The sequence below is a fragment of the Thalassospira sp. MIT1004 genome (assembly GCF_001858545.1).
In the GTDB taxonomy this organism is placed as follows: Bacteria; Pseudomonadota; Alphaproteobacteria; order Rhodospirillales; family Thalassospiraceae; genus Thalassospira; species Thalassospira xiamenensis.
This window is the reverse complement of the sequence record NZ_MCAO01000044.1, coordinates 136,094-153,022: the sequence shown is the minus strand read 5'-3', so window position 1 is coordinate 153,022 and position 16,929 is coordinate 136,094. Positions and strand designations below refer to the sequence as shown.

The 16,929-nt window shown below is 55.4% G+C and carries 15 protein-coding genes; 3 read left to right on the top strand and 12 right to left on the bottom strand.

The features are described from left to right. The first annotated feature begins 100 nt into the window (after positions 1 to 100). The gene (locus tag BC440_RS18175; RefSeq protein WP_071240924.1) at positions 101 to 1,957 is read left to right on the top strand and encodes an ABC transporter ATP-binding protein/permease; all 1,857 of its coding nucleotides are present in this window, start codon (positions 101 to 103) and stop codon (positions 1,955 to 1,957) included. Here BC440_RS18175 and BC440_RS18170 read toward each other — a convergent pair. Next, positions 1,947 to 2,903 carry an AEC family transporter gene (locus tag BC440_RS18170; RefSeq protein WP_071240859.1) on the bottom strand — a complete coding sequence of 319 codons (957 nt, stop codon included), beginning with the start codon at positions 2,901 to 2,903 and terminating at the stop codon, positions 1,947 to 1,949. The two genes, BC440_RS18175 and BC440_RS18170, sit on opposite strands and share 11 nt — an antisense overlap. Positions 2,904 to 3,030: 127 nt before the next feature. On the opposite strand from BC440_RS18170, the gene BC440_RS18165 reads away from it, so the two are divergent. Beyond that, positions 3,031 to 3,645 carry a DUF4269 domain-containing protein gene (locus BC440_RS18165; protein WP_175484508.1) on the top strand — a complete coding sequence of 205 codons (615 nt, stop codon included), beginning with the start codon at positions 3,031 to 3,033 and terminating at the stop codon, positions 3,643 to 3,645. Here the strand turns inward: BC440_RS18165 and BC440_RS18160 are convergent. The 3 genes from BC440_RS18160 to nadB form a co-directional block, all read right to left on the bottom strand. Next, on the bottom strand, positions 3,635 to 4,714 hold the full coding sequence (locus BC440_RS18160) for a sensor domain-containing diguanylate cyclase (RefSeq protein WP_071240857.1): 1,080 nt from the start codon (positions 4,712 to 4,714) through the stop codon (positions 3,635 to 3,637). The genes BC440_RS18165 and BC440_RS18160 overlap by 11 nt on opposite strands. Positions 4,715 to 4,799: 85 nt before the next feature. Beyond that, a complete protein-coding gene (locus BC440_RS18155) occupies positions 4,800 to 5,240 on the bottom strand; it encodes an MOSC domain-containing protein (RefSeq protein ID WP_071240856.1) in 441 nt (146 codons plus the stop codon). Between the two features lie 52 nt (positions 5,241 to 5,292). Then, a complete protein-coding gene (nadB, locus tag BC440_RS18150) occupies positions 5,293 to 6,939 on the bottom strand; it encodes an L-aspartate oxidase (protein ID WP_071240923.1) in 1,647 nt (548 codons plus the stop codon). 260 nt (positions 6,940 to 7,199) lie between these two features. Here nadB and BC440_RS18145 point away from each other — a divergent pair, with 260 nt between their 5' ends. Next, the gene (locus BC440_RS18145) at positions 7,200 to 7,619 is read left to right on the top strand and encodes a GFA family protein (RefSeq protein ID WP_071240855.1); all 420 of its coding nucleotides are present in this window, start codon (positions 7,200 to 7,202) and stop codon (positions 7,617 to 7,619) included. Positions 7,620 to 7,630: 11 nt separating this feature from the next. Here the strand turns inward: BC440_RS18145 and BC440_RS18140 are convergent, their stop codons facing one another. The 8 genes from BC440_RS18140 to BC440_RS18105 form a co-directional block, all read right to left on the bottom strand. After that, a complete protein-coding gene (locus BC440_RS18140) occupies positions 7,631 to 8,614 on the bottom strand; it encodes an SAM-dependent methyltransferase (protein WP_083379422.1) in 984 nt (327 codons plus the stop codon). A gap of 78 nt (positions 8,615 to 8,692) precedes the next feature. Continuing rightward, positions 8,693 to 9,448 (bottom strand): carbonic anhydrase family protein, encoded by a 756-nt coding sequence (locus BC440_RS18135; RefSeq protein ID WP_071240854.1) that lies wholly within the window; start codon positions 9,446 to 9,448, stop codon positions 8,693 to 8,695. Positions 9,449 to 9,670: 222 nt separating this feature from the next. Beyond that, positions 9,671 to 10,972 (bottom strand): esterase-like activity of phytase family protein, encoded by a 1,302-nt coding sequence (locus tag BC440_RS18130; RefSeq protein ID WP_071240853.1) that lies wholly within the window; start codon positions 10,970 to 10,972, stop codon positions 9,671 to 9,673. A gap of 182 nt (positions 10,973 to 11,154) precedes the next feature. Next, on the bottom strand, positions 11,155 to 11,757 hold the full coding sequence (locus tag BC440_RS18125; RefSeq protein ID WP_037990532.1) for a flavin reductase family protein: 603 nt from the start codon (positions 11,755 to 11,757) through the stop codon (positions 11,155 to 11,157). 91 nt (positions 11,758 to 11,848) lie between these two features. Beyond that, entirely contained in the window at positions 11,849 to 13,138 is a 1,290-nt protein-coding gene (locus BC440_RS18120; protein ID WP_071240852.1) for an amidohydrolase family protein, read from the bottom strand. Positions 13,139 to 13,198: 60 nt separating this feature from the next. Next, positions 13,199 to 14,140, bottom strand: a complete 942-nt coding sequence (locus tag BC440_RS18115) for an ABC transporter permease (protein ID WP_037990534.1) — start codon at positions 14,138 to 14,140, stop codon at positions 13,199 to 13,201. 11 nt (positions 14,141 to 14,151) lie between these two features. Next, positions 14,152 to 15,222 (bottom strand): ABC transporter permease, encoded by a 1,071-nt coding sequence (locus BC440_RS18110; RefSeq protein ID WP_071240851.1) that lies wholly within the window; start codon positions 15,220 to 15,222, stop codon positions 14,152 to 14,154. After that, positions 15,219 to 16,868, bottom strand: a complete 1,650-nt coding sequence (locus BC440_RS18105) for an ABC transporter ATP-binding protein (RefSeq protein ID WP_071240850.1) — start codon at positions 16,866 to 16,868, stop codon at positions 15,219 to 15,221. The genes BC440_RS18110 and BC440_RS18105 overlap by 4 nt, the downstream gene beginning before the upstream one ends. Positions 16,869 to 16,929: the final 61 nt, after the last annotated feature.

The following is a 16,929-nucleotide window of genomic DNA, read 5'->3' as shown; positions in this document are numbered from 1 at the left end:
GGCCATCTGTTGTTTTGGGAAAGCGGGACGTCAATCGGAAAGCCGGGGCTGTGTCGGACACGTCACATGGTACCCACCAGGGGATAAAAACTTGAAAAATATGGGTGATAACCAGCCATCAGCCCGCGCTGAATTTGGTGTTGTTAAAACTTTTCTGCCGTATCTTTGGCCGCGTGGCGAGTTCGAGCTCAAGGTCCGTGTGGTTATCGCCCTGCTGTTTCTGGTCGGGGCGAAGGTCGCCAACGTTTATGTCCCGGTTTTGTATAAATACGCCGTCGATGCGCTTGACGGCGGTGGCAAGGCCGGTGCTTCGTCCGGTGGTGCCGATGCGACATCCCTGATTGTTGTGCCGGTGGGGATGATTGTCGCCTATGGGCTGGTGCGGGTTTTATCCTCGGCCTTCGGGGAATTGCGCGATGCCGTCTTTGCCAAGGTCGCGCAACGTGCCATCCGGACATCCGCCCTTGGCGTTTTTGAACATTTACATGCCCTGTCGCTTCGGTTCCATCTGGATCGTCAGATGGGCGGGCTTTCGCGCGCGATTGAACGCGGGGTCAAGGGGATTGAATTCCTTCTGTCCTTCATGCTGTTCAACATTCTGCCGACCCTGCTTGAAATCTTCATGGTGTCGGGCATTCTGTGGGTGCTTTATGATTTCTGGTTCGCGCTGATCACGTTTGTCACCATCGTGATCTATATCGCGTTCACCCTGATCGTGACCGAATGGCGCATGAAGTTCCGCCGCGAAATGAACCAGCGCGATGACGAAGCCAACACCAAGGCCATCGACAGTCTGATCAATTATGAAACGGTCAAGTATTTCAATAACGAGGATCACGAATCCCGGCGTTACGACAATGCCTTGCGCGGTTACGAAACGGCGGCGGTGAAGTCGCAGGAATCCCTGTCCAAGCTCAATATCGGGCAGGGTGCCATCATTGCGGTTGGTCTGGTTCTGAACATGCTTCTGGCGGCCAAGGGTGTTCAGGATGGCAACATGACCATTGGCGACTTTGTGCTGGTGAACACCTATTTGTTGCAGCTTTACATGCCGCTGAACTTCCTTGGTTTTGTCTATCGGCAGATCAAGCAGTCGCTGACCGACATGGAACGCATGTTTTCGTTACTCGACGTCGAAAAGGAAGTCGAAGACAAGGCTGGGGCACCCGCGTTGGTTTGTGCGGATGCGGCAATCCGGTTCGAGGATGTCAAATTCGCCTATAACCCGGATCGTCAGATTCTGAGGGGTGTCAGTTTCGAAGTTCCGGCGGGCAAAACCGTTGCTGTTGTCGGGCCAAGCGGGGCGGGCAAATCGACCCTGACCCGCCTGATGTTCCGTTTCTATGACGTCTCAAGCGGTCGGATCACGATTGACGGGCAGGATATCCGCGATGTGTCGCAGACATCCCTGCGTCGTTCGATCGGTATCGTGCCGCAGGATACGGTCCTGTTTAACGATACGATTGCCTATAACATCGCTTATGGCCGCCCCGGCGCGGACAAGGAAGAAATCACCAATGCGGCCAAACTCGCCAGCATCGATGGCTTCATCGCCGGTTTGCCGCAGGGTTTTAAAACCATGGTCGGCGAACGCGGGCTTAAACTTTCCGGTGGGGAAAAACAGCGTGTATCGATTGCGCGCATGTTGCTCAAACGCCCGAAAGTCATGATCTTTGACGAGGCAACATCGGCCCTTGATACCCGTACCGAAAAGGATATCCAGCAGGCGCTTCGCGATGTGTCACGCGGGCATACGACGCTTGTGATCGCGCACCGGCTTTCGACCGTGATTGATGCCGATGAAATCATCGTGCTGCGCGACGGGCAGGTCGCCGAACGCGGCCGTCATCAGAACCTTCTGGCACAGGACGGGCTTTATGGCGAAATGTGGGCCCAGCAGCAGGAAATCCGCGAGGCCGAAGAAATCCTTGCCCATGCCGGGGATGTCAAGGCATAGGTCCGAAAACCTGCGTGGTGTCAAGCAGCCAAAGGGCGGTTGATATGGTGATGAAGGATAGTGACGTTGCGATCATAAGCGATGCGGCACAGAGTCCTTCATGGCCATAACGTTGTCCAAAGACCGCATAGATGCTCAGCATCGGCGAACAGGCAAAACTGACCGCGGCAATTTGCAGGACCGGCTCCATCGGCGGCATCAGCCAGACAAGGGAAAATACGATCAGCGGATGCAGGATCAGTTTGCCAGTAACGATCCGCGCCATATCAACGCGCATACCCCGGATTTTAAGCCCGACAAGACCCGCTCCGATCACAAACAGCGCCACTGGTCCCGATGACATTGCCAGCATGTCGATGGCTTTCAGGGCCGGGGCGGGCAGTTCAATCCCGGTCAGCGAAAGACAAAGGCCTGCAAAAATCGCGATGATGATAGGTGTTTTGCACAGGTTTTTTAGTGCCTTGCCAAGAACCTGAAGCCGTCCCTGTCCGTTATTGTTCGCACTGTCGCCCAGCACAAGAACCAGCGGCATCATCACCAGCGTTTCGATCATCACGCACAGTGTTAATGCTATCGCTGCCGGTGGCCCCAGCACCTGAAGCGCGATCGGATAGCCGATAAATCCGCTATTGGAGAATGACATGCCCAAACCCTGCAGGGTCGCATTGGCAAAGGATTTCCGGGCGATAAAGCGCGTATAGGCAATCCCGATTGTCAGAATGATTAACGAGCCGCCGCCATAGGCAATCAGAAATTCGCCGTGAATGATGTCGGCAATCGGCCGCCCTGAAAGCGTTTTGACCAGAAGGGCCGGTAGGGCAAAATTCATCACGAACGCCCCCATGCCGCGCGCCACATCCTGCGCGATAATATTTTGCCTGACCGCGACATAACCCAGTGCGATAATCAGGAAGATGGGGCTGGTGATCGCCAGAATATCAAGCATATTGGGGCATATTCCGAAACCGGCGCGGATGATCTGATCGACAGACCGCGGTTGTGCCAAAAATATTTGATTTTATTACATATCCCGTGCAATGCCGGGCGGGTCAAGAAATGGAATGGATTTATCAATGAACCAGACCGGAATGGATTGGCCCGAAAGCCTGATGCCCAATGCCTTTCGCGGTCTTGATTTGTTGCGATCCGTTTCCGTGCGTGGTCAAAAGGCGGCCGGTCTGATTTCAGGACATGGTGTCTGGGATGGGCTTGCCGGGTTTGATCCGATTGTCGCCGGAACTTTTCCGATCAATCTTGATATTGATGGATCGGATATCGACATTCTTTGCCATTGCCCGGATTTTGATGGTTTCAAAGCCCATGTACAGGCTGTCTTTGGTCATCATGATGATTTTGGGTTGCATCGCCGCCCGGCAACGCAACATGTCGCGCAGGCCATTGTCGTGCGGTTTGTTCTGGATGATTTGCCGGTCGAAATTTTTGCCACCGGCACGCCATCGCAATGCCAGTTCGGCTTCCGCCATATGCTGGTCGAGGCACGGTTGATATATCTTCTGGGGTCGCAGCTTTCCGAAGAAATCCGGAAAATGAAACGGGCCGGTTTCAAAACAGAACCTGCCTTCGCCATCCTTCTTGAGCTGGGCGCCGATCCCTATCTCGTGCTGGACGAAATGTATGATCTGGGGCCGCTTGCATTAAAAAGCAGGGTGGGGCGGTTCATCCTTTAAGGTCATCAAGGATGCCATGGCTGTCCAGCGCGTGATAGCGGACCGTATCGCGCCCGCTTTGTTTCGCGCGATATAGCGCGGCATCGGCAATTTCGAAGATGGCCTTGCGGTTGTCGTTGCTGCAACCTGCCGCAATCCATGTGGCCCCGATGGAAATAGTTACGCCAAGGGTTTTACCCTCGCTGGTGTTGATCGGTGTATTGCGCAGGATATTGCAAAGTTTTTCAGCAATTTTCGGGGTCGTTTCGCGCGTGATACCGGGAATGACACAGACAAATTCCTCGCCGCCGACACGTGCAATGATGTCATTTTCGCGCAAATGATTTTTGAGCATCCCGGCAATTCTGATGATGACCTCATCGCCAATCAGATGTCCGTGTGTGTCATTGACGCATTTGAAATGATCGATATCACATAACAAAATCCCGCAGGGTTCGGTCAATGGCACGCCTTCTGGGGCGAGTTCTCGATCAAGTATTGCATCAAGCCCGCGCCGGTTCCAAAGCCCTGTCATCGGATCAATCATGCTTTGACGAACCGCTTCATCAAGGCTTTGCATCAACCGTTTCTGGCTGAATTGTGCAAACCGCAGCAACAGAATCATATCGACCAGATAGGCAAGGTCCTTGAGGTTATCGATATCGCGCTGGCTCATTTCGCGCGGTTTGTCGTCAAAAATGCAAAGTGTCCCGACCGGTTGTCCTTCGTGATGATGCACTGGCATCCCGGCGTAAAAAATCACTGGCGTATCGCAGATCACCAACGGATTGTCGGAAAAACGGGGATCGATCCGGGCATCCTTGATCACCATCCGCTCGGTCTGGGTGATTGCATGCCCGCAGAACGAAATATCGCGGCGGCTTTCCAGCTTTTCGAAATTGGCCCGGGATTTGAAAATCTGTCGGTCATGATCGATTACCGTCATCGTGGCCGATTTGACGTCAAAGATCCGTTTGGCAAGTGACGTGATTCGGTCAAGTTCGGGTTCGGCATCAAAAGTCGCGATACGCATGCGCGTGATGATGCCCTGACGTTCGGCTTCGTTATGCGGTATTGGTGCAAGTTCCATCCTGATCCCCGACCATGCTGCTGCCTGTTAAGTGGGAAGCCGACAGGGGATTTCCAGATGGGCCAGTCCCGATTAACCAGGATAATCAGTCAACAATAACCGTATCACCCACCCGGATCGCACCGGGTTCAATCGCACGGCATGTAACCCCGCCCCGCCAGTCCGGTGTCAGGGCCTTTTCAAGGCCCGGTGCCGCGGCTTCCATCCGGTTGCACGGATCGGTTTCGCCGGTGATTTCAAGGACCAGTTCCCCTATCCGGATGCGGGCACCGGGCGTTTGCGGCAATTTCACACCCCGTACCAGCAGATTGGCGCGCCGCGTGGTCCAAGGCAAATCCATACGGTCAATTTCGCCGCAGGCCGCCAACCAGTCTTCCTCAGTCATGACCGTGATCTGGCGTTTGCGTAGCTTGCCGCGATAATCGCCATCAACCCCAAGATCAAGACTGACAGAAACACCATCAAGCGTTTCCATCGGCGCACGTGAACGTGCCTTACGCGCGATACCAATCAGGGTGGCGGTCATGACAATCTCCGTCTTTGATCCGATTAACGTGGGGGAATGACGTCTTCGCCGATCAGGTCTTCCATTGGCCCGATACAACCCAGCGACCGGCAAAGTTTTCCGGCACAAGAATGGTCTGGCGGGGCGTCGCGCTGTCATCACGTTCCGGATAATCGGTGGTGTAATGCAGGCCGCGGCTTTCATGGCGCCAAAGGGCCGACTGGATGATCAGCTTGGCAACCACCGAAAGGTTACGCAATTCAAGCAGGTCATTGGTCACACGGAAATTGCCGTAATATTCGTCAATCTCCGACAGCAGCAAATCAATGCGATGCTGCGCGCGTTGCAGGCGTTTGGTCGTGCGAACGATGCCGACAAAGTCCCACATCACGTTGCGTAACTGTTCCCAATTATGGGCAACAATGACTTCCTCGTCGGAATCGGTAATCCCGGTTTCATCCCAATCCGGCAGGTCCTTGAACCGGTCATCAACCGGAAGGGCTTCGACAATGTCGCGGGCCGCGGCCTCGCCAAATACAAGGCATTCCAGAAGCGAATTTGACGCCAGCCGGTTCGCCCCGTGAAGGCCGGTACCCGCACATTCGCCAATCGCATAAAGCCCGGTCAGATCGGTGCGCCCGCGAAGATCGGTCAAAACCCCGCCGCAGGTATAATGGGCGGCCGGAACAACCGGGATTGGCTGTTTGGTCATGTCGATGCCATATGTCAGGCAGGTTTCATAAATGGTCGGGAAATGCTCGCGGATGAAATCCTCGCCCTTGTGCGTGATGTCAAGGTACACGCAATCCGCACCAAGGCGTTTCATTTCATGGTCAATCGCGCGCGCGACAATATCGCGTGGGGCCAGTTCGCCGCGTTCGTCAAACCGGTCCATGAAACGCGTCCCATCGGCCAGCAGCAATTTGCCGCCTTCGCCGCGAACGGCCTCGGTAATCAGGAATGATTTGGCCTGCGGATGATACAGGCAGGTCGGATGAAACTGGCTGAATTCCATATTCATCACCCGGCAACCCGCACGCCATGCCATGGCAATACCGTCCCCCGTCGATCCGTCGGGGTTCGATGTAAACCGGTACACCTTGCTGGCCCCCCCGGTGGCAAGCACCACGGTACGCGCATTGAACGACCGGACCTTGCCCGTTGTCAGATCAAGCGCATAGGCCCCGATGCATCGGCGGCCTTCACCGCCAAGCTTGCGGTCTGTCACCAGATCAATCGCAAGGTAATTTTCAAAAATCCTGATGTTCGGATGTTTGGCAGCCTCACCCTGCAAGGTGGTCTGCACCGCGCGTCCGGTGGCATCGGCGGCATGAACAATGCGGCGATGGCTATGCCCGCCTTCCCGTGTCAGGTGAAACGGCTGATCATTGCCGCCTTCCGGATCACGCGTCAGCTGAATGCCAAGATCATCCAGCCATTTGATGGCATTGGGCGCGTTGCGTGCGACAAATTCAACAGTGTCGCGTTTGCACAATCCGGCACCGGCAATCAGCGTGTCTTCGACGTGGCTTTCGATGCTGTCGGCGGCATCAAGCACGGCGGCAATTCCGCCCTGTGCCCAGTTGGTCGAACCGTCATCGATCTTGCCTTTCGACAGGACGGCAACCTTGACATGCGGAGCAAGCTTGAGTGCGGTGGACAAACCGGCAGCGCCACTGCCGATGACAAGCACATCATAATGGAAGGACAGATCGGTCATGATATCCCATCGCTTGTGAAGCAAGGCGACGGATGGCATCTGGCGCGGTGGCGTCATCATCCGGGGCCCGAACAGAAGCGGCAGAATAGGACTGCTTTGGGCGAAGCTCAAACATTATCGTCGCAATATTGCCCGCAATAACATCGATATTGCCACAAGCCATGCTTGCATGATGCCCGAATTGGTCCAGATACTGTTTAACAAGACAGCATCTGTAACCAGGCTGCGTTCCGCCTGCCCGATCAGAAGAGGAAGGTTTGATGAGCACATCGACACCAGCGCTAAGCACGATGACCGGCGGTTGCCATTGCGGCGAAGTTCGTTATGAAGTGCGCGGCAAACTGCATGACGCCAAAATGTGCCATTGTGGCCTGTGCCGCAAACTGCACGGTCATGTCAGTTCCTATGCCCGGGTGGAAAAGGATGCTCTGCATCTAACCCGTGACGAAGGATTGCGCTGGTATCGCCTTTCTGATCAAAGCGACCGGGGCTTTTGCAAGGAATGCGGATCATCGCTGTTCTGGCGTCCCGTCCGGTCGCAGGAAGTCGCAATCACCCCTGGCACGCTTGACGGCGCATCAGGCATATCGACATCCGCCCAGATGTTTTGCAAGGACAAGGGCGATTATTACCCGATTGATGCGGCTATCCCCGCCTATGACGGGGATGATCAGGACTGATTGACTTGCAATCAGTCCTGATCTGTAACACCGGGGACCTTCATCCAGGTCAGTTCGTGCTTGTTGTTGTATAGATGCACGACCTTTGACCCTGGAATATCGGCAAACTGTGTAATGGCGGCGTAATCGGTGTCACCCTGCAGCTTGATGGTGCAGATGAAATTGGTCGCCATACCTGCATCCATCCACTGATTGACCAGTTGGAACAGCCGGTCCGGATAGCAGATCACGTCCGAACACAGCCAGTCGATATAACCGATTTCATCGGGGTTCAGGCCGAACGCGCTTTCCTGCCGGAAATCAACACGCGGCAGGGTGGCGATTTTCGGATCAAGACGGGCCTTGTCGATGCTGATCACATCGGTGCCGAATTCATGCAAAACCCATGTCCATCCGCCGGGGCTGCCGCCCAGATCCATCGTGCGGTCGCCAACTTCGGGCCCAACACCAAGGCGGGTGAAGGCTTCCCAAAGTTTCAGATAGGCGCGGTTGGGCGGGGTGGTCTTGTCTTCTTCAAACTCGACCTCGCCATTTTTCCACGGGCTGGAACAATCCATCGATGCGATGATCGTATCGGGATCGATCAATGTCCACGATCCCAGCGGGGCGGTCGGGGCCGGTTCGCCAAAGACCTGTCGTTTGGCTGATACATGCGGCAGGTTGGCTTCAATCAGTTTCGCGCGCGAAAAATGATCAAACTTGAACATGGCCCAGTTACGCTGATTGAATTTCAGGATCTTGGCCGCACCCTTGATCGACGGGATCGCCATTCGGACCGGATTGCGCCAGACATTCTGCGCCCAGAAGACACGGCGTTCGGGGCCGGGGGCAAACATCAGCCGGTCATGGTTTTCGATCACGTCGCCAAGTTCGGCGCGCAACTGATCTTCAAAGCCGACAGGGGCCAGATAGCCGGTCGCATCCATCGGCTCGATGACCGCATCGATGCCATCGGGGATGTCAAAAGTCTGGGGGGTGTTTGTGTCCTGTTTCATAGGGCTGCTTTTACCGCGCTTTATCAGCCGGTAAAAGCAGCAAATTGTCGGTGTCGGAAAAGCCGACCCAAGTCGGATTTATTGCAGGACAGGACGGGCAAACACGCTTTGTACCGGGCGATTGTTTGGCCCGTGCTGCGTACCGGCAAATGCCGCCAGTTGGGTCTCTGAAATCGTTTGCGGCTGTTTCTGAACAAGCCACGTGACGCCTTCGCTGCATGGCGGTGTCGTCAGCGATCCGTTGAAACGATAATAATCGCGGTCTTCCGCCAATACGCTGGCGATGGTCGTGTTGTCCGGTGTGGCTTCGCTGTCACCAGCTTTTTGCGGCATGTTTGCCCAGAACGAAGCCAGTGCGGCATTTTCGGCATCGATGTCATACATGATTGCAACCACGGCAAGGTTCCCGTCTTGGTCGGCATGCACCAGATGTGCTTCAAGCGCAAAGGACTTGCCGCCGATATGGTTTTCGCTCGGGGCGTGGAAATGCATCTGGATCAGGTCAAACTGATGCTCGTTCAGGGTGATATAGGCCCCCGAATTCATGTTGATTTGGATCGTATGGCCGTTATTGACGATTTCCCTGGCGGTGACGTCGTAATGGAAATCGATTGGCGGTAAATCCGCATCGATATTGTTTGCAAGATTGATCGGGCTTTGGTTTTTGCCGGACCCGCAAAGCTGATAGGCGGGATCAAGTGTCGACCAGTACTCTGGCGCACCGGAACCGTCATATCCCCATTTCGAATGGGTCTGTTCTGCGGGTACAGAGGAACAGCCTGCCAACAAAAGTGAAAATGCCAGCAAGCCGGTCGGGGAAATTGCTTTTCGCATGCTGCGATCCTGTCTGAGAGAAGGTGCCGTGCCATGGCATCGAAAGAATATGATCATTCTTTCGTGTGCAGATATTATCCCAGTTTTGAAAAATACCAGCTTATCGGATTGCTTTATTTATTTGAAACCGATCAGTCGTTCGAATGCAGGAACCGTTTTCCGGGCGTGAAAAAGGGCAAGCAACCTGTGGCTACTTGCCCGTAAATCTTCGAAAGTCGATGATCAGAACTTGTCGGCCTGAACCAGACCGTCGATCAGAAGCACCTTGGTGGCGTCACCCTTGATGCCGAAATCGTTGTCATTGATCAGGGCCAGTGCACCGTCGCCCATAACCGCAAGACCTTCGATCTTGGTCGGGGCCATTGGGTAATCGGCACTGTCAAAACGAAGCGTTTTGACAACTGCCTTCAGGTCAAGCTTCGACAGGTCGTTTTCCTGTTCAAGCGACGGGCTGGTCGACATATCGTCCCAGCGCGATGCCAGAATGTTTGATGCACCATCCAGTTTGACTTCATGCAGCTTGGTGGTGCCATCGGTCCGTTCCAGAACCAGCAGGCGGTCATCACCAAGTGCCATGACTTCGGAAATGCGCGGTGCGTTCTGTTTGTCAGACGGATCGTTGCGGAAGGTCTGCGGATCATCCAGCTGATAGATATATTCGCCGGCAAGTTCGCCCTTCACGCGGTCATACACGAACAGGCGGGTGTTCTTTGCCTTTTTGTAGGCATCTGCATTCGGGTTGGCCAGCGGGTTCTGAACCATGAAATACAGTTTGCTTTCATCGGGCGATACGGCCATCGATTCAATGCCGCGGTTGGTCTGGCGGGTCACAAGGATTGCCGGAAGACCGCCGGTGATCTTATAGGCCGCACCTTCGAAATCCTTTTCCGAACCGGCTGGAACGATACGTTCATTGACCGTACCGTCGGCGGCAACATGCAGGATCGACGGGCCGTTTTCTTCACCGATCCAGTACGAACCATCCGACAGGCGAATGATGCCTTCGGCGTCAATTGCCGACACCGACTGTGCCAGTTCCTTGCCATTGGCATCGACCGGCTTTTCGGTTTTGGCAACCGACAGCTTGTTGGTCAAACCGGTCAGGGGCACGCCATTCTGGTCCTTAAGCGCGATAACGTCCTTGACGTCAAAGCTGCCGTTATCGTTCAGGAAAATGGTATAGATCGACGGCGAATAATCCGGCGTCGGATAGACGCGCACCTTGCGGCCCTGACAAACGACGTCTTCGGAGACGCCAAGAACGTCCTGAACATCACCGCAAACAAAGTTCGGACCACGGTCGGAAACGGCATAGAACATATTGGACGGATCACCCGGACGGCGATAGGCCCCAGAACCGAAACCAACCGTCAGGTCGCGTGCCTTGCCGCCATCCACCATGACGGTCGACAGATTGTTAATCGCACTTTTGGTTTCGAAAACCTTGACGTCACCCGCCATTGCCGTTGTCGCAAGAAGCATGGCCGCAATACCGGCAAAACCGGCTGCAATCGTCCGTTTCATGGTGTGATCCCCCACATCGTGTAATGCATACGAAGAAACGCCCGAACCCGGTTATGCATCGGTTCAGGCGCAAGTGATGAGGATCACATTAGAATTTTACTGTGACAGTTTGTTTGCGGTTGCGGGTCGTTTCCGTGAAACAACAGAAAGTCGTAACCTCTCGCCGCAAACCAGCGGGCTGTTTACCAGAAATCCTCGCGCCGGACGGTAAATGTTTCCGCGACACTGACATATTCGTGATAGCCCAGACGTGCCAGCGGCTCGAACAGGGTGACATCGACCATGCCGTCACGGATGATTGCATCATCAATATGCAGACCGACCACCGTTCCGATCACCATCGCGTTTTTGCTTTGCGGGGTGGGGCCGGGCAGATCGACAATCTGGAACACCTTGCATTCCATATGGATTGGCACCCCCTTGATCCGATGGGCGGCGACCGTTTGACCCGGTTCCTTTTCTAGACCGGCATAATCAAATTCGTCCTGTTCGGGCGGAAGCGGTGCCGAACAGAAATTGATTTCGCGCAGCATCGCGCGTGGGGCGACGGCGGCAATAAATTCACCGGTTTCACGCGCATTGTTCAGACTGTCAATTGAGCCGCCAGATGCAAACATGACCATCGGCGGATTGCCGCAGACTGCATTGAAAAACGAATAGGGGGCCAGATTGGCGCACCCCTGTTTATCGACCGTCGAAATCCAGCCAATCGGGCGTGGGGCCACACAGGCCTTGAACGGATCATGCGGCAGGTTATGTGGCGTTTTGCCCGGTTCGTAAAACATGGTGGTTCTCGATAATGTGCGTTGACCCACATCATATGGGGTGTAACGGGGAATGGATCACGTGACGAAATCGTTTCACGTGTGCGATTTGCTATTTCCCCGGGGCATAATCATCGCCGCGCACCGTTTCGGGCCGTTCCGAAAGATGCAGGCAGGTTTGCTGTAACGGGGTTTCGGCGATGATGTTGCCGCGCCGAATGACATAAAGCCGGTTGGCGCGAAGCCGGACGGCTTCGATCGTATCCCGGGCCTGTAACACGACGAAATCGGCATTGTTGCCAACCGCAATCCCGTATCCTTCAAGCCCCATGATTTTTGCCGGTTCGGTTGTCACCGCGTCAAAACAGGCCCGGATATCGTCGCGTGACGTCATCTGTGCGACATGAAGCCCCATCGATGCGACTTCAAGCATATCGCCCGATCCCATCGAATACCACGGGTCCATCACGCAATCATGACCAAACGCCACGGTCAGCCCCGCCTTGCGCAATTCCGGCACGCGCGTCATGCCGCGACGCTTGGGATAGGTATCGTGACGACCCTGAAGCGTGATGTTGATCAATGGGTTGGCAATCACGCTGACCTCGGCCTCGGTCATCAGCGCTATCAGTTTCGATACGTAATAATTATCCATCGAATGCATCGATGTCAGATGCGATCCGGCCACACGCCCCTGAAGGCCAAGGCGCTGCGTTTCATAAGCCAGCATTTCGATATGACGCGACAGCGGATCATCGGTTTCATCGCAATGCATATCAACCCGGAGGCCGCGTTTGGCCGCCATTTCGCAAAGTTCGATAATGCTTTGCGCGCCGTCTGCCATGGTGCGTTCGAAATGCGGGATGCCGCCGACAACATCGACGCCTTTATCAAGTGCGCGAATGACATTCTGCTTTGCCGTCGGGCTGCGCAGATAGCCATCCTGGGGAAACGCCACCAGTTGCAGGTCGATATAGGGTGCGATCTGTTTTTTGACCTCAAGCAACGCATCGACCGCAAGCAGACGGTCATCGCAGACATCAACATGCGTTCGGATGGCAAGCAGGCCCTTCGATATGGCCAGATCGCAGTAACGAAGTGCGCGTTCAATCACCGCCTCGATGGTCAAAATCGGCTTAAGTTCGCCCCAAAGCGCGATGCCTTCCAGCAACGTACCCGACTCATTCATCCTTGGCAGGCCCAGCGACAGGGTGGCATCCATGTGGAAATGGCTATCGACGAAGGGCGGGCTGACCAGCATCCCGTTGCAATCGATTTCCTCGGCCGCCAGGATCGGCAATTTCGGCCCGATTTCGATGATCTTGCTATTCTTGCAGGCGATATCAACACCGGTGCGGCCATCAGGCAGATTCGCGTTTTTAAGGATCAGATCGGCTTGCATGGCGGCGTCCTTCGGTAATGGGATATTTTAATCATCAGGCTATTTGTTTCGGGGCGAAAATCAACGCTGTCCCTTGAACCACGGCACCAACAATGCCTTGGGATAATCGGCCTTGCGCGCCACAATGATCAGGGCGGCAATCGATAGCAGATAGGGCATCATCAGGAAAACCTGCGATGGCAGAAACGCGCCAACTTCGGTTTGCAGGCGGACCTGAAACGCATCAAACGCACCAAACAGCAACGCGCCCAGCAATGCCTTGCCCGGTCGCCAGCTTGCAAACACCGTAAGTGCAATGCAAACCCAGCCACGGCCATTGATCATGCCAAAGAAAAACGCATCAAACGCCGACATGGTCAGAAACGCGCCGCCCAGCGCCATCAGACTCGATCCGGCAACCACGGCCCCGATGCGCAGCGCATAAACCGATAACCCTTGCGCCTCGACCGAGGACGGATTATCGCCAACCGCCCGGATCGCAAGGCCAAGCGGGGTGCGATACAAGACCCAGCCGGTGACAAACACCATGACAAGCGCCAGCATTGTAAGAGCCGTTTGGGAAAACAGCGCCGGGCCGATAAACGGCAAATCCGACAGGATCGGAATATCAAGCGGCTGGAACGGAATGATCCGCGGCGGTGACGACACATCGGGCAATGCCGTGCGATAGGTAAAATACGACAGGCTGGTCGCCAGCAACGTCACCCCGATCCCCGACACATGCTGCGACAGGCCAAGCGGCACGGTCAGGATCGCGTGGATCAGGCCGAAAAACCCACCGGCCAAGGCGGCAACCAGAACGCCGCCCCACAATCCGGCACCCAGCCAGACCGCCATCCATCCGGCCATCGCCCCGGCTGTAAAAATCCCCTCGATGCCAAGGTTAAGAACTCCGGCGCGCTCACAAATCAGCGCGCCGAGCACCCCGAAAATCAGCGGGGTGGCAATGCGAAGCGCTGCGGCCCAGAAATTTGCGGTCAAAAGGATGTCGATGATTTCCATTTTCTTTCCCCTTAACCTGCTGATTTCTGGCGTTCGAAATGGACCTTGAACCGGGTCAGAAACCCGCCAATCAGAACGCATAACAACGACATCGCGACAATCAGATCGGCCAGATAACTTGAAACGCCGATTGCGCGGCTCATGGAATCGGCACCGACAAAAACCGATGCCACAAACACGGCGGATATGATCACGCCAACCGGTGAAAGGCGGGCCAGCATTGCAACCACGATCCCCGCATAGCCATAACCCGGCGACAGATCGGTCGCCAGATATCCACGGGTTCCCGCGACTTCGGAAACACCGGCAAGTCCGGCCAAACCACCCGACAGCATCGCGACCAGTACCATGGTTTTGGTTACCGAAATTCCAGAAAATCTGGCTGCGGCGGCATTTTCACCGACCGCACGAATTTCAAATCCCCAGACGGTGCGTTTAACGAAAATCGCCAGCGCCACGGCACAGATCAGCGCGATCACCAATCCAAGATGCACCCGCATCCGTTCGATCAGCGGCGGCAGGACGGCGCTATCGATTACCGGTTCGGACTGTGGCCAACCCATAGACATCGGGTCTTTTAGCGCACCTTCCAGCATCATCTGCACAAACAGAATGACGATGAAGTTCAGAAGCAGAGTGGTGACAACCTCGTCCACCCCTAACCGCGTTTTCAAAAGCGTCGGGCCGATCAGCATTACCGCCCCGGCGAGCGCCCCGGCAATCAGCACGACCGGGATCATGATATAGCTTGGCCCGTCAATCACACCCGATCCGATGGCAACGGCGGCCATGGCCCCCATATAAAGCTGTCCCTCGGCCCCGATATTCCAAAGTTTGGCCCGAAACGCGATGGCGGCCGCCAATCCGGTCAGGATCAGCGGGGTGGCACGCGTCAGCATTTCCGAAATCGAAAACATCGATCCAAACGCGCCGCTTATCATCAGGCCATAGGCGTTTATGATCGGTGCTCCGGCAAGGGCAAGCGGGATCGCTGCCAGAAGAATGGCGATAGTTGCCGCCATGACGGGGACGCCATAAACCATGATTGCGGATGGATTGGTGCGGGGTTCAAACCGGATCACGCCGGGTCTCCTGATTTTGGGGCATTTTCATCGGTTTTTGCGCTGGCCTTTGTGCTGGGCTCAAATTTACCGGACCCGAAATCGGCATCGCTTTTTTTCTGTCCGGCCATCATCAGACCAAGCTCTGATCGGTCAATATCGTTTGCCGCAATCGCAGCCGATACATGACCGGCATGGATCACCGCAATCTGATCGGACAGGGTCAGCAATTCATCGAGATCCTCGGATATCAGAACCACCGCCGCGCCGCCTTCGCGCGCCTCAAGAAGCCGTCTATGGACTTCTGATTGCGCACCCACGTCAAGCCCGCGGGATGGCTGGTTGGCAAGGATCAGTTTTGGTGATTTTTCAAGAACACGCGCAAGGATAAGTTTTTGAATATTCCCGCCAGATAGCAGACGTGCGGGAGCATCCGGACCGGGGCAGCGCACATCGTAATCGGCGATTGCATGTTCGGCGCGTTTTCGGATTGCCTCGAAATCAAGGAAGCCGAATTTCTGATAATCACGGGATCGGACATCTTCGATGGCGATGTTTTCCGCCACCGTCATCGACCCCACCATACCATCATGATGGCGGTCTTCGGGGATACGCGCGATGCCGATCTGGGCAAACTTGTGAGCATCGAATTTGGTAACTTTTTCACCAAAAATCTCGACCGAGCCACCATCGGGACGATCCAGCCCGGCAATCAGTTGCGCCAACGCCGCCTGCCCGTTACCCGATACCCCGGCAATGCCAAGAATTTCGCCCTCACGCGCCAGAAGGTTCACCCCATGCAGCGACCGCCTGGCATCGCCACGATCAATCGTGACATCCCGAAGCTCGATGACCGGCTTGCCCGGTGCACGTTCGCTTCGGCGGCTTAAGGGAACATCGCGGCCAACCATCAGCTCGGCAATCGAACGTCTGTCGGCCTGATCGGTTGCCATTTCGCCGACTTTTTTGCCGCCGCGCAGCACCGCGATGCGATGGGAAACCGCCAGAACCTCGGCCAGTTTATGGGCAATGATAATGACCGAAAGCCCGGTCGTGGCAAGCTTGCGAAGGATCGCAAAAAGGCTGTCTGCCTCCTGCGGCGTCAGAACCGCAGTTGGTTCATCCAGCACCAGCAAACGGGCATCGCGATAAAGAGCCTTGAGGATTTCAACGCGCTGCTTTTCGCCGACGGTCAGTTTATGAACCGGCTGATCCAGATCGACATTGAGACCCGATCCCGCCATCAGTTTTGACAGTTTGGCGCGTGCCTTGGTCCGGTCGCGGCGTAGGCGAAAAATCGGCTCTGTGCCAAGGACGATGTTATCAAGGCCGCTTAGATTTTCGGCCAGTGTGAAATGCTGATGAACCATGCCGATCCCGGCATCAAGGGCCGCCTGCGGTGCGCCGGGTTCAAGCGGGGCAAGGATACCATCCGCACCCGCGACCATCACGGTCCCCGTATCCGCAACATAATGGCCAAACAGAATGTTCATCAGGGTGGTTTTGCCCGCACCGTTTTCGCCAAGAAGTGCAACGATTTCGCCCTTGTGCACATCAAGGTCGATGGCGTCATTGGCGATCAGCGGGCCGAATTTCTTGGTGATTGCAGCCAGTTGCAGCAGCAATTGTGGGGACGTTTCCAAAGATGGGGTGGCAGCAGATGACATCCGGCTGATCCGTTAATTTTTATGTGTCACGCCTTGGGCTATATTGGCGTATCGGGTGCAT